Origin of the sequence: Streptomyces palmae (genome assembly GCF_004684805.1) — a bacterium.
Lineage (GTDB): Bacteria > Actinomycetota > Actinomycetes > Streptomycetales > Streptomycetaceae > Streptomyces > Streptomyces palmae.
This window is the reverse complement of sequence record NZ_SRID01000037.1, coordinates 1-12,862: the sequence shown is the minus strand read 5'-3', so window position 1 is coordinate 12,862 and position 12,862 is coordinate 1. Positions and strand designations below refer to the sequence as shown.

The following is a 12,862-nucleotide window of genomic DNA, read 5'->3' as shown; positions in this document are numbered from 1 at the left end:
CCCTCGGGTCTAGCGGCTGGCGGATCGCGGCGTAGTGCACGGCGCGGGTGGCCTCGAAGTCGCCTGGCAGGTCGTCCTCCGGGTTTCGCCAGCGGGCCGCGCCCTCGACGTAGATCGCGGCGGCGGACCGCGTCCCGCAGCGCGACCAGGACGCACAGCTCGTACGGAATGCGCTCGACCTTGCCCTTGTCGTCGACGACCGCCTCGCGCCAGTCCTTGCGCACCACGCCGTCCATGGGCGCCTCATCGCCGGCGTCGTGGAAGCGGGTCTTTCCGTCGACGTCGGCGTACTTCGTGAGCAGCTTCATCGCGTCCATCACCGGCCGGTAGGCGGTGTTGTTGCACTTGAAGCCGAGCGTGTTCAGCAGCGGAGGCAGTATCTGCCGGTAGTACGAGCTGTAGGAGGAGCGGAGCGTGCTGCGGACCCTGGCCTTGAAGACCTTCTCGTTCGCCTTCGCCTCGGCCACCAGCTCGCGCAGCGTCTTCTCCCCGACCACCGGAAACAGGGCCCGACGTACGACCTCGTCGGGCTTGTCGACGGCGGCCGTCGCCAGCTTGAAGAGGATGCCCTCCTTGCCGCGGACCTTCTTCTTCCAGCACATCTGGAAACCGGCCTTCCAGCTCGAAGAACTTCAGCAACAGGCTGAAGCCGAGCCGGGTCGCCCCGCTCTTGTTCGCCACCAGGTCCCAGTCGCCGTCTACCAGCGTCCAGTTCGCCAGTAGCTCCTCTGGCGACCACTCTTGCCGCACGCCCGCCCCTTTGGCCTCGATCACTCCTCGGATTCGGCATCGGTGCGAACTCGGTGGTCAAGCGGTCGAGCGGCGCACCTTTCCGGGCCGGGCCGGGTGGCAGCGCTGGAGACGACAACGTCCCAGGCGCTCGGCCCCCGGCCGTTGCCGCGCCACGCCATCAGGCCCCGGCGGCAGTGCGGAGTCGGGCGGCGATTCACCCGGGGGTCGGTCAGCCGTGGTGGCAGCCGACTGCTGCCTGGTGTCGTCCGCGAGGCGTGCTTCGCGCTCGACATCCCGCCGGCCGCGTTCGACCTTGAGCGGCATCTCGATGGCGGCAGACCTGGCCGCGGATCGTCAGCCCGCCGCTAAGGCGGCGGAGGTGAGGGGCAGCGTCACGCGGGCGGAGACTGCCGTCCGCGTAGCGAACTTCTACACTGCTGTAGATTTCAGCTTGACCAGGCAGCTCGACTCTGGAGGAGAACGTGGGAGTTTCCCTTTCCAAGGGTGGCAACGTGTCGCTCAGCAAGGAGGCCCCGGGCCTGACCGCCGTCGTGGTGGGTCTGGGCTGGGACCTGCGCACGACGACGGGCACGGACTACGACTTGGACGCCAGCGCCCTGCTGTGCGACGAGGCCGGGAAGGTCGCGTCCGACAAGCACTTCGTCTTCTACAACAACCTCACCAGCCCGGACGGTTCGGTGGAGCACACCGGTGACAACCTCACCGGTGAGGGGGAGGGTGACGACGAGGCCATCAAGGTCGACCTGGCCGCGGTCCCGGCCGACGTCGCCAAGATCGTGTTCCCGGTCTCCATCCACGACGCCGAGTCCCGCGGGCAGAGCTTCGGCCAGGTCCGCAACGCCTTCATCCGCGTGGTCAACCAGGCTGACGGCTCCGAACTGGCCCGCTACGACCTGACCGAGGACGCCTCGACCGAGACTGCCATGGTCTTCGGCGAGCTGTACCGCCACGGAGCGGAATGGAAGTTCCGCGCCGTCGGCCAGGGCTACGCCTCGGGACTCGCCGGCATCGCCCAGGACTTCGGCGTCAACGTCTGACGCCGTTGGGGCAGCGTGGCCCGGCCGCTCCGCGCGGCCGGGCCACCGGCCCCCATCGACGACGCCACCACGCCCGGAAGCGCATCGCCCTTCCACTTGCTCGGCTCCTGCCCGAGGCTCTCCGGGCCCAACGGGAACTCGGCTACACGCTCGTCAGCGCGGGCTGGGGTGGCGGCGATCTACGCCACGGTGGCCGGGTTGGCCGGCCTCGCCGGAGCGCTGACCATCGCGGCGCGCCGCCGGTCCGCGCGCCCGGAGGACGCACCGCCCCCAGGGTCGGGCCCGCGGGAGGACTCGTCGGCGGCTCAGGCGCATGAGGTTGGGCGGCAAGCCCTGCTCCAGCGCGGAGCGCTGCCGTTCCTCCGTGAAGAGCTCAGCCACGAGTCGGCCGCCGAACCCTTGCCCGATGGTGCCCCCAGGCAGCCATCGACAGGTCCGGGATTCACCGGCCCGGACTCCGCGAGGCCCGGCTGCACCAGCCCCGACCTCCCCAGTCCCGAATCACCCAGCAAGGAGTAATCCACCCATGACCGTGAATATGTCCAAGGGGCAGCAGATCAGTCTGAGCAAATCCGACGGGCAAGCGCTCACCGTCGTGCGGATGGGCCTGGGGTGGCAGGCCGCCGAACGCAAGGGCTTCCTCGCTCGGCTCACCGGCCCGCGCGGCGAGATCGATCTCGACGCCTCCGCCCTGCTCTTCGCGGACGGCAAGCTCGTCGATGTCGTCTTCTTTCAGCACCTCACCAGCGGCGACGGCTCCGTACGGCACTTGGGGGACAACCTGGTCGGCGGGACCGGGCACGGAGGTGACGACGAGGGCATCATCGTGGACCTGCGGCGCGTGCCCGTCCATGTCCAGCAGATCGTCTTGACGGTGAACTCCTTCACCGGCCAGTCGTTCGAGGAGGTCCGGCATGCCTTCTGTCGCCTGGTCGACGAGAACACCGGCCAGGAGCTGGCCCGCTACACCCTCACCGGCGGTGGCCACTACACGGCAATGATCATGGCCAAGGTCGTCCGCAGCGGGAACGGCTGGCAGATGACCGCGATCGGCCAGCCCTCCAACGGGCGCACGTTCGAGGACCTTCTCCCCGACATCGCCCCTCAGCTGTAACGCCTCTCGGCGGCGGTGCGGCCGGCGGGAGTTGCCGGGGTCTGGAGATGCCCCAGGTTCGCGCCACCGGCCGCCTGTCCGCTTGCTGCCGGGCAGGTATCAGGCTACCCGGTCGGCGGTTTGGTCTCCGGCTCATCCAAGGAGCGACGGCCGGCGGCGACGCCCTCTCGCACCGGCCGTACGTCCGAGCCCTCCGCCGCCGTGCCCAAGTCGTGGTCGTGGCTCGCTGTTCAGCGCGGCCCGGGCTGTTTCGGCGGAGCCCCGGAAACCATCGACCGATGCCTCCTCATGCTCCCGCCCGTTGCGGTCAGTCGGATGAAGGTCTTGGCCTGAACTGGCCGAAAAGGTGGGACCCCTTCCAGGTCGAGGGGCATGCTCTACAGCACTGTAGTTTTTCGCTCGGCCGCAGACGCGGTCACCGGGTCGCCACGGCGCCCGGCAGGCATCAGGAGGACGACATGGCTGCGATAGACCTCGGCAAGATGGTGGACAAGGCATGGGCCGACAAGGACCTCTCGGAGATCATGGCGGCTCCCGTCTCCGCCCTGAAGGGTGTGTCGGACCGTCACGGTGAACTGCTGCACGAGGCATTCGGCATCAAAACGGTGGCCGATCTGGCCAATCTGAAGTACTTCCAGTGGGCCGCGACGCTCGCCACGCTGGAATCCGCCACGAAGTAGGACCACGGGGCCGCGGCGGTCCCGGCGCTGCCGGACCGCTCGCGCCGCCGGCGGATTGCGTTGGCGGCACGCGATGAAGGCAGAGGAGACGGCGGCCGGCGAGCAGTCGACGCCGCGTACGATCCAGACCACTCCCGGTGAGGCGACCAGCGATCACACCGCCGCCCCATCCGGAGCGAGGCTCGGGCTCTGCGCGCACGTGACGCCTCGGCGGACGTCGTCACCCACCCATGAAGCACCGCGCGGGGCGGCCGTTTCCGGCGACGCTGCACATCCGTACTGGCCTACGTGCGGGCTTGGTGGTCGGCCGCCTCGTGGGCTCGGTCCAGTACGCCCCGAGGCGCGCTCGACAGCCGCGGTGTGCGTGAGGTCGTCCGCATCACAGCCGACAGCGCCGCCGACGACGGCTCCAACCACCGCTTCACCCTCGTGGGCCGCTCGGGCAAGCTCAAGGAGACCCTGGACTATGACGGGAGCGATCCGGAGTGGAAGGTGGGTGACCGGATCGAGGTAATCAGCGACCCGGAGGGCACCGTCCCCCTGGGGGCGGCCTTCGACGTCGATCCGGAAGGCCGACTCGGCACCCTCCTCCTGGTCATCGGATGGACAGGCATCACTCTGCTCGCCGGCCGACGGGGATTCCTGCGGCGCCGCGCGGGGCGACGCCCGGCCTTCGAGGACGTCGACTGAGCCGCGCCGGGCCGGGCCGATCCGGCTGCGGTCGTCCCCAGCGGACGCGACGCCTGCCGCGCCAAGTTCTGTCCCGGCCCGGCCCGGTAGGGGCGAGAGGCCTTGCACGGCCGAGGGGCACCGGGGGAGAGCCCGGTGCCCCATGTTTTGTTCCACGCGGCCTGCCGCGGCGAGCGGCGGTGATCAGAAACGCATGGCCTGCCTGCTGCGGTCACCGATCGGGTGAGTCAGGACTTCTTGATCTTCGAGTAGGCCTTCGACTTGTGTACCTCGTCGGGGGAGAAGACGTGGACGATCCCGCCGAACGTGGTGTCGGTGAAGTACTGGTCAGGCCGGTCGTTCGCCTCGAATTCGATGTCGACGCGCTGGCCGTTCTGAGGATCGATGCACGACATGTCGATGTCGCCGTCGCTGCCGCGTACCAGCTTCTCGCACCGGTGACGCTCGACGAACTTGTCGAAGTCGGTGGCCTTGGGCTTGTCGCCCTTACTGCTGCCGCAGCCGGCCAAACCGAGCATCGCGACACCGAAGGCCAGGAACACCATCGACAGGCGTGCTCGGTGGGGCCGTCCCACAGCGGGAACACTCATGATGACCTTGAACTCCTTACTCGGGCCAGGAACCGCAGTGTTGCTCTACAGTCCTGTAGAGGATGAACCGCGCTGAAGCATACTGGCTCGCGACCCAGCGGAGATACCCGTTCCCGATCTGTATGAAGTTGGCTCAAAGTGGGCGGCCGAACGGACTCGACGGCGCTGAACCTGCCCAGTGCCCACTCACGGTCTTCTCCCGGATCCAGTCAGACCTGAGTCGGCGTTCTTGCCTTCAAGTCGTCCGTGAGACCTGCCGTCCCGAGGGCGTGCGGGTCGGGCACGCGTCGGCCGGTTCACTCTGACGCCCGACCCGGACAGCCCCGCGGTCCAGGAACTACTCCACCGATTTCGCTCCAGCCTCCCGGGCTGAGCGTCCAGGGCGCGTCCACCGCTGTGTAGGTGGTCTGGCGCCGCGTCAAGCAGCTCTCGCGCGGGCGGATGCTTGATGAGGGCAGGCGCGCTATGTCCGGGTGGCCTCGAACGTCCACACGCCGTCTATCGCGATCACTGCTGCCGCATCGAGATGGTCGCATCCCCTCGGAAGGCAGACTCACGAAGATCAGTACCTGCCGGAATTTCGCTGGGCGGTCGCATCAGCGGCCGGTACCGTGTGACGCCGAGCCAAGGGGGTGGGCCGGTGTGCCCGGTGCTGTTGGTGGATGTGGACGGACCGCTGAATCCGTATGCCGCCAAGCCATACCGACGGCCTGAGGGCTACGAGACCCACCGGTTGCTGACACCTCGGTGGGAGGCTGCGCAGCGGCGCCGGCTGACTGAGTGGGGGCTGCCGAACAAGCCCGTGAAACCGCTGCGGGTTTGGCTCGACCCGTCTCACGGCCCGGCGCTGGAGGCACTTCCCTTCGACCTGGTGTGGGCGACAACGTGGGAGGAAGAAGCCAACACCTTCGTCGCGCCAGTCCTGGGATTGCCCGAGCTGCCCTTCATTCCCTGGCCTTCGCCGCGGCCCGAGCCCGGAGGCGGGGTCTTCTGGAAGACTCCCGAGATCGTCACGTGGGCGAATGGCCGTGCGTTCGCCTGGATAGACGATGAGATCACGGATATCGATCGGACCTGGGTGAAGGAACACCATGACGGTCCCGCCCTACTGCACCGGGTCGACCCCCGATGCGGCCTCACCGACGACGACTTCGCCACGTTGACGGCATGGGCAACCGACCTGGACTAACTGATCGTTTCAGAATGAGTTGAGCTGCGGGTCTTGTGCTCGACGATCTTGGTCGGCAGGGTGTCCTGGATGGTGCCGATCTTGTTCCTGACTACCTGTGGGAGCGGGTGACCCCGCCACTGCCGTCCCCTGGCTGCGGCCTCCCCGGCGGTCGGCCCCACAGTTGCGACACCAAGTCACCCCCCAGGCCCCCATCGCAGTACGGACCCGGCGGTGATGTGCTGGTGTACCGCGTGGCCCATGACGTGGTTCGGTTGCCCGCCCATTGTGGCCATACCCGCGTTCGAGTCAGCGGCCCGGCCCGTCACGCGGAAAGTCGACTGTCTGACGTGAGCGAATCGGGGCGAGCAGGTCTGTGACGGCCGAACCTGGTGGTCGGCACTACGGCCAGTCGACCATGTTGGAGAACCCGATCCAGGGCACCAGCACGCTCAGCGGTGCGAACCAGGCGGTGAGAAATCGACGCTCGCTGAAGCGCTGCTGCCACGGCAGGGCCCACGCGGTGACCAGCAGGGCTATCGGTGCCAGGAGCCCAACCGCGAACACCGGATAGGCGGTATCCAAGCTCGACTGGAAGCGCTCGCTTACGAGGCCAGAGCAGGAGTCGTCGCAGGCCAGGGGAGACAGGGCCACGTAGAGAACGGCGACCAGCATCGCGGGCACGGTCAGGAGCGTGGAGACCAGCGGGGCGATCCAGGCCCTCGGGGTACGGGCGAACGGTTCCTCGCTCATGCGCCCCAACCAACCACCTTCTGGCGACGGTGCCCACGATGACCACGGCAAGCGGACCGAAACGCCGTGCCGCGATCCCGCCGACCGAGTCGCTTACCGCCCCGGCGATGGCCCCGGGCATCAGGAACAGTCCGATGTCGGTGGTACTGGCTCCGAAGCCGTACCCGTCGGCCGATACCGCGAACAGCTGCGGGAGCAGAGAGAGCACCATCCCGGAACTGGTGGTGATGACGAAGGTGAGCACGCACGCGTGCCACATCGCGGGCTGTGCCAGCGTGCGCGGATCGACCATCGGTGAGGCTGTCCGGCGCTCGACGACGACCCAACCGGTCGCGAGGGCCGCCACCACGACCGCGATGGCACCGACCGCCGGTGCGGGCGGGTCGGCGCTCGTCACCGTCACGAGCCCGAGCATGAGCGCGAGCAGCGCCCCGCTCAGCAGAGCCACCCCAGGCCAGTCGATCCGGTCGCCCGACGGGATCGGCGGATCATGGGGCATCAGCTGGGTCAGGACCAAGGTGGTCGCGATGATCGCGATCGTCGGCAGTGCGAACAACCCGTGCCACGACAGTCCTTCAGCGACCGGCCCGGCGATCGACGTTCCCACCATGCCGCCGCCCGTGAACAGCGCGGTGACCAGCCCGATCGCCACCTGCGACTCGCCCGCCGGGAGGTGCTTGCGCACCAGGATGAAGGAGAGGGGCGGCGCGCCCACCATGACGCCCTGCAATACCTGACCCAGCAACAGCACCGGTAGGTTCGGCGCCAGGCTGGCCAGCAGGCCACCGACCGAGACCACGGCCATCAGCCCTGACAGCACCCACTTCCCGCCGTGGCGGTCGCCGAGTTTCCCTGCGACGGGTGCGACGACCGCGCCGGTGACCAGCATGGTGTTGGCGACCAATGCCCCTTCGGACGGACTGACTCCCAGCTCACGCTGGAGCAGCGGGAGCGCGGGTTCCACCACCGACTGCAGGGTGCCGAGGGCGAGTGCCAGGATGCCGAGGGCGCCGATCGACAGCCTTCCGACGCGGACCGGGGAAACCACGGCTTCGGACATGGATGTCCTTCATCGTTGGTTGCGAGCACGTGTGTGGACCGCCACCTGTCGATCGCTTCGGACACCACAGGCAGGGGGAGTGCGTGAGATTCCACGCCCCCCACACGTGCTTCCGGCGCCCCGCCGGGCATCGTGCTCAGCCGCCGACTTCCCCTGGTCCACCCGGACCAGGGGAACCGCGCGCCCTGGTCCCCACGCACTACAGGGGAGGGGCCGCACGTGGGGCGAGGCACGCCGGGCGGACTCTCAACCTCAAGTCGAGCGTGATAGTGCGGCCCATGGCCTCCGCGGGAATGTGCCGGCGGTTCCGCCCGGTCAGCCGCCCAGCAGCCCGTCCAGTTCCTTCCTCGCCTTGCGTGTGTCCGGGTGCTCCTCGCCCAGGACCCGGGCACGGGCGGCGAGGACCTCGCGGAGCAGGGCCACCGCCGACTCGACCTTCCCCAGCCGCGCCAGGATCCGGGCCCGACCGAACCTCGTCGTGATGACCTCCGGGTGCTCGGGGTTGGCGTAGCGTGCCAGCCGCTGCTCCAGCAGGACGTCCAGTTCGGCGAGTGCCGTGGCCGGGTCGCCGAGTTCGGCCTTCAACAGGGCGATGTTGTAGCGGGTGATCATGACGGCCGGGTGGGTGTCGCCGAGCATCTCCCGCTGGTCGCGGAGCACCTCCTCGTGCAGCGGCAGCGCGCCCGCGGCGTCGCCCAGCTCCCATGTGAACCGTGCGGTGTTCAGCCGGACGAGGAAGGTGTTCGGGTGGTACGCGCCGCGGACCCGGGTGACGAGCGGCAGCAGCTCGCCGTAGCCGTCGAGCGCCTCCTGGCGGCGCCCCGACTCGCCCAGGAACTTGCAGATGTTCATCCGGCTGAACACCACCTGCTCGTGCTCCTCGCCGAACGCCGCGATCCGGTCCCGCAGAAGCTCGGCGTGCAGCTCCAGGGCCTGCTCGTAGCGGCCCAGCATGCCGTGCCAGTACGCGATGTAGTGCCGCTCCTCCAGGACGGCCACGTCCGTCGGGCTCAGCACGCGTTCCAGGTCGGGCAGCAGTTCCTCGTGCAGCCGCAGCCCCTCCTCCGGGGCGCCGCCGCGACCCGTCCAGTACGCGATGTGGTGCCGGGTGTCCAGGGTGCGCGGGTCGTCGGGGCCGAGGAGGCGCTCCTGGTCGGCGAGCACCTCCCGGTGCAGGGCCACGGCCTCGGCGAAGTCACCCGTCTCGCCGGTCGCGTACGCGATGCGGGAGCGGGTCTCCAGCAGCTCGGGATCGTCCGCGTCGAGTACCCGCAGCTGGTCCGGCAGCAGCTCCCGGTACAGCTCCCGGGCCCGCCCGTACGCCCCGGACTTGCTCGTCCAGTACGCCGTGCGGGCCCGGGCGCGCAGGGTCGCCGGCGCGTCCGCGCCAAGGCGCTCCCCGAGGCGCTCGGCCCAGCTCGCCCAGCGGGCCCGGTTCACCGTCGCCTCCGGCGCGGCGCGCAGCTCCAGGCTCGCCAGCAGCCGCTCGAACAGCGCCGCGGCGGCGTGCTCGTCGGGCGCGGCGAGGGCCACCTGCCACAGGTGCTCGGGCTCGGCCTGCTCGGCGTAGCGGTGCAGAGGGTCGTCGGGCGTGTGCTGTTCCATGGGAGCCATGGTCTCCAGCGTGCCGCAGAGCGCGCGATGCCCCTCCACCAGGTCCCGCTCCTCCGCCACGTACTCGACGAGGGACGGGTGGTACACGCCGAGCAGTTCGGTGCCCGACGGGTCGGGCGAGCGGACGATGAGGCCGTCGAGGAGACGCAGCACCAGGCCGACCGCCTCCTCGTCGGCCGGGCCGCCCAGTTCCCCGGCCGCCCGGGCGAGCAGCGGCCGGGGCAGGGTCATGCCGGGGCCGGCGGCGGCGACGACGAGCAGGACCGGGTCGAGCCAGGCGGCGGCGCCGTGTGCGGAGGCCTGGTTCCGCAGCGGGACCAGCGTCTTGTCGTAGGCGTCCGCCAGTCCCTCACCGACCTCGGACGCCTCGGAGGGGCCGAAATGAGCCAAGACCTTGGTGAGCTGCCAGTTCCCGTCCTGCCGGGCGAGGATCACCTGCTGGGCGTCCTCCGGTACCCGCCGGGCCCGCAGATAGGCGCGCACGTTCCGGTCGTCGGGCACCGGGACCGGCAGCTGATGCCAGTCCTCGGGCAGCGCCACCCACTCCTGGACCGTGGTCACCACGCCGAACCACTCCGGTGCAGCGTCCCGCAGCGCCGCGAGCTCCGTGAACAGTGCGGCGCGACTCGCCGGGTCCTTCACCTGGTCGAGGCCGTCCACGACCACGCGCACCGGCTCGCGCGCCGCCATCAGGCCGAGCGGTCCTGCCACCTCCGCGACCGTGCTCGGCAGCAGCGTGCGCTGCGCCTGGGGGACCCGCGCCCGGTACGCCGTACGCGCGGTGTCGAATCCCGGCAGGTACCGGCGGAGCTGACGGGCCAGCTGCTGGACGGCCGTCCCGGAGGTCCACGCGGCGTCGCTGAGCCGCACGACGGCGCACACCGTCGCGGCGGTGTCCGCCTCGTCCTCGGGCAGCAGCTCGGGACGGGCGAGCGCGGTGGCGATCGTCGTCTTGCCCGTGCCCATGGCGCCGACCACGGCCACGAGCCGGTTCAGGCGGACCAGCCGGGCGATCCGGGCCAGTTCCGCGGGCGGCTGGAAGTGACGCAGGGCGGCCACCAGGACCGGTTGGTCGGGAGAACCGGCCAGCACGCTCAGCTTGTGGTCATGCGCCACGTTGCGGGCGATCCACGCCTCCGACGGGGCCTGGCGCGAGCCCGTTCCCCCGTCGAACGAGACCGCCTGCGGAATCTGACGCCGGAGCAGCGTCTGGACCCTCAGACGTACCGCCTTCGTCTCCAGGAACGGTTCGAGCCGGATGTCCCCGTGGCGCACGAGCCGGGTGAGGACCCGCGAGAACTGCAGGTCGTAGGAGACCCGGTCGTTGGAGGAGGTCAGCACCTCGACCGTGCGACCGGTCTGCATGGCGGACCTGAGCCAGTCCTCGGCCGCGGCCAGGAGGGCGTGGCCGGAGAAGCACCCGTCGACCACGAGGGTCAGCTCCGGCACGCCCCCGTACCGCCTGGCCATCCGGCCGACCTCGCCGGGCAGGTCGAAGGCCGTCTCCGGGCCGGGCGCGGCCGGTGTGGAGCTGATCGGGAAGAGGAAGTCGCCGCCCTCGGGGTGAAACCCGTGGCCGAGGAAGCCGAGCAGCAGGGAGGCACGCGCCGCCTGCGCCTCGCGGAACGCCTCCTCCACGGCCTCGGTCACCTCGGACACCGCCCGCGGGTTCAGCAGCAGCCCGTCACCGTGCGCGGGTGCGTACGCACCACGCTTCGGGTCCAGTAACAACTCAGCCAACTCGTGTGCGTACGGCTCCAGTCGGACCAGCCGGTCCTCCTCCTTCGCCTCGCGGATGTCCCAGTGGGACGCGATCACCAGCGTTCTGCGCTCAGCCGTCATGCGCGCATTATGGCTGTGCCCGGGCGTGGGGAACCGCCCTCCCGGGCCCACGCGTTGGGGTGGCGAACGACGACGGCGCGGGCGAGGGGGAGACGCATGGCAGAGCTGGTCATGGTGCACGGCATCGGACCCGAGGACGAGACCGAGCAGCGGCTGCGGGAGGACTGGACGCGGGCCCTCGCGCGCACGCTGCGGGACAACGGCCGCGCCGGGGCGGCTGACCGCCTCGAGGCCGGGGCGGTGACGGCCGACATGGCCTACTACCGCCACCTGTACCAGGATTACGTGCCCCGCGACGACTTCGACGTACGGCTGCCCGCCCCGATCGCGGCCACCGGCGAGGAGGTCTCCCGGGACATCATCGACAACATCCGCCGGCACGCCTCCGATCCCGACGACAGGGAGGAGGCCGCCGACGCCCTGGAGGAGCTGACCGTCGAGGTCGGCCCCGAGCAGGGGCCGTTGGAGCCGCTGCGCATGTTCGTTTCGATGATGGGTCGGCTCGGCCCCATCGCCCGCTCCGGATTCGCCGCGCTCAGCAGCACCGGCGCGTTCCACCTCGGGCAGGTGGCCGCCTACCTGGACGACGAGCGGGTCCGGGAAGGCGCGATCGAGGCCGTGCTGTCCCGAGTGACCCCCGACACCAAGGCCGTCCTGGCCCACTCGCTGGGCACCGTCGTCGCCTACGAGGCGCTGCACCGGCTCGACCAGCCGCTGCCGCTGCTCGTCACCTTCGGATCGCCGCTCGGGCTGCGCTCGATCATCCGCGGGCGGCTGCGCCCGCAGCCGCTGCGCTCGCCGGCCCACCTCAAGCGCTGGGTGAACGTCGCCGACCGCGACGACTTCATCGTCGCCACGCTGAAGCTGCGCAAGCTCTTCCCCGAGGACGATGCCGTGCTCGAACGCACCCGCCGGGTCGGCAACCGCAACTTCGACCCGCACGCGGCGACGGAGTACCTCAGCCACTGGGAGACGGTGGAGCCGCTCGCCGAACTGCTCTGAGCCGCCGGCCGCCGGTCCGACGGGGCCGGCACTTGATGGGGCTCGGCGCGGACCGCGGCCCGGGCACGCGGGGGCGTGTCCGGGCCGTGAGGGGTGCGGATTGAGGTCAGGCGGCGAGCGCCTGGTGGAGGGCGTCGAGGCCGTCCGCGTAGATGCCGGTGAAGAGGTCGACGACCTCCTGCTCCGTGGCGTCCTTGGGGTTGAAGCGTCCGGACCACTGGACCTCGGCGATGTCGTCACGGCCGGGGACCGTGTGGACCCGGAGGGTGGAGACGTAGCCGTCGACCGGGAACGGCGCTTCGAGGATGGCGTAGCTGTAGTGGCGCTCGGCCTCGTCGAAGCCGACCAGGCGCTCGATGATGACATCGCCGTCGGGGTTGGCGAGCCGGCGGACCCGGCCGCCTTCGAGAGCGGTGCTCTCGGGGATGTAGGGGAGCCAGTCCGGGAGGGCGTCGAAGCCGCCGATGAGGTTCCAGACCTGCTCGGGGGAGGCGGGGACGACGCGGGAGACGGACGTGGAAGCCATGGTGGTGCTCCTGTTGCTGCGTGGGGGGAGGGG

At 70.2% G+C, this 12,862-nt stretch carries 11 protein-coding genes; 7 read left to right on the top strand and 4 right to left on the bottom strand.

Going from position 1 to position 12,862, the window contains the following annotated elements; genetic code table 11:
- The first annotated feature begins 414 nt into the window (after positions 1-414).
- From E4099_RS33540 to E4099_RS06630, 5 genes are all read left to right on the top strand, one after another.
- On the top strand, positions 415-723 hold the full coding sequence (locus E4099_RS33540) for a hypothetical protein (RefSeq protein ID WP_209446537.1): 309 nt from the start codon (positions 415-417) through the stop codon (positions 721-723).
- 491 nt (positions 724-1,214) lie between these two features.
- Entirely contained in the window at positions 1,215-1,790 is a 576-nt protein-coding gene (locus E4099_RS06645; protein WP_135338005.1) for a TerD family protein, read from the top strand.
- 526 nt (positions 1,791-2,316) lie between these two features.
- A complete protein-coding gene (locus tag E4099_RS06640) occupies positions 2,317-2,904 on the top strand; it encodes a TerD family protein (protein ID WP_135338004.1) in 588 nt (195 codons plus the stop codon).
- Positions 2,905-3,362: 458 nt separating this feature from the next.
- Positions 3,363-3,584, top strand: a complete 222-nt coding sequence (locus E4099_RS06635; protein WP_135338003.1) for a hypothetical protein — start codon at positions 3,363-3,365, stop codon at positions 3,582-3,584.
- A gap of 360 nt (positions 3,585-3,944) precedes the next feature.
- Positions 3,945-4,274: a hypothetical protein gene (locus E4099_RS06630; protein WP_135338002.1), complete on the top strand. Its 330-nt coding sequence runs from the start codon at positions 3,945-3,947 to the stop codon at positions 4,272-4,274.
- A 227-nt stretch (positions 4,275-4,501) separates the two neighbouring features.
- Here the strand turns inward: E4099_RS06630 and E4099_RS06625 are convergent, their stop codons facing one another.
- The gene (locus E4099_RS06625; protein ID WP_135338001.1) at positions 4,502-4,864 is read right to left on the bottom strand and encodes a hypothetical protein; all 363 of its coding nucleotides are present in this window, start codon (positions 4,862-4,864) and stop codon (positions 4,502-4,504) included.
- 649 nt (positions 4,865-5,513) lie between these two features.
- Here E4099_RS06625 and E4099_RS06620 point away from each other — a divergent pair.
- Positions 5,514-6,053 carry a hypothetical protein gene (locus E4099_RS06620; RefSeq protein ID WP_135338015.1) on the top strand — a complete coding sequence of 180 codons (540 nt, stop codon included), beginning with the start codon at positions 5,514-5,516 and terminating at the stop codon, positions 6,051-6,053.
- A gap of 304 nt (positions 6,054-6,357) precedes the next feature.
- Here the strand turns inward: E4099_RS06620 and E4099_RS06615 are convergent, their stop codons facing one another.
- Both E4099_RS06615 and E4099_RS06610 read right to left on the bottom strand, forming a co-directional pair.
- On the bottom strand, positions 6,358-7,845 hold the full coding sequence (locus E4099_RS06615) for an MFS transporter (protein ID WP_245244637.1): 1,488 nt from the start codon (positions 7,843-7,845) through the stop codon (positions 6,358-6,360).
- Positions 7,846-8,160: 315 nt separating this feature from the next.
- Positions 8,161-11,301 carry a tetratricopeptide repeat-containing protein gene (locus E4099_RS06610; RefSeq protein ID WP_135338000.1) on the bottom strand — a complete coding sequence of 1,047 codons (3,141 nt, stop codon included), beginning with the start codon at positions 11,299-11,301 and terminating at the stop codon, positions 8,161-8,163.
- Positions 11,302-11,397: 96 nt separating this feature from the next.
- Here E4099_RS06610 and E4099_RS06605 point away from each other — a divergent pair, with 96 nt between their 5' ends.
- On the top strand, positions 11,398-12,303 hold the full coding sequence (locus E4099_RS06605) for a hypothetical protein (protein WP_135337999.1): 906 nt from the start codon (positions 11,398-11,400) through the stop codon (positions 12,301-12,303).
- Between the two features lie 106 nt (positions 12,304-12,409).
- Here E4099_RS06605 and E4099_RS06600 read toward each other — a convergent pair whose 3' ends face one another.
- Positions 12,410-12,829 carry an SRPBCC family protein gene (locus tag E4099_RS06600; RefSeq protein ID WP_135337998.1) on the bottom strand — a complete coding sequence of 140 codons (420 nt, stop codon included), beginning with the start codon at positions 12,827-12,829 and terminating at the stop codon, positions 12,410-12,412.
- Positions 12,830-12,862 lie beyond the last annotated feature (33 nt).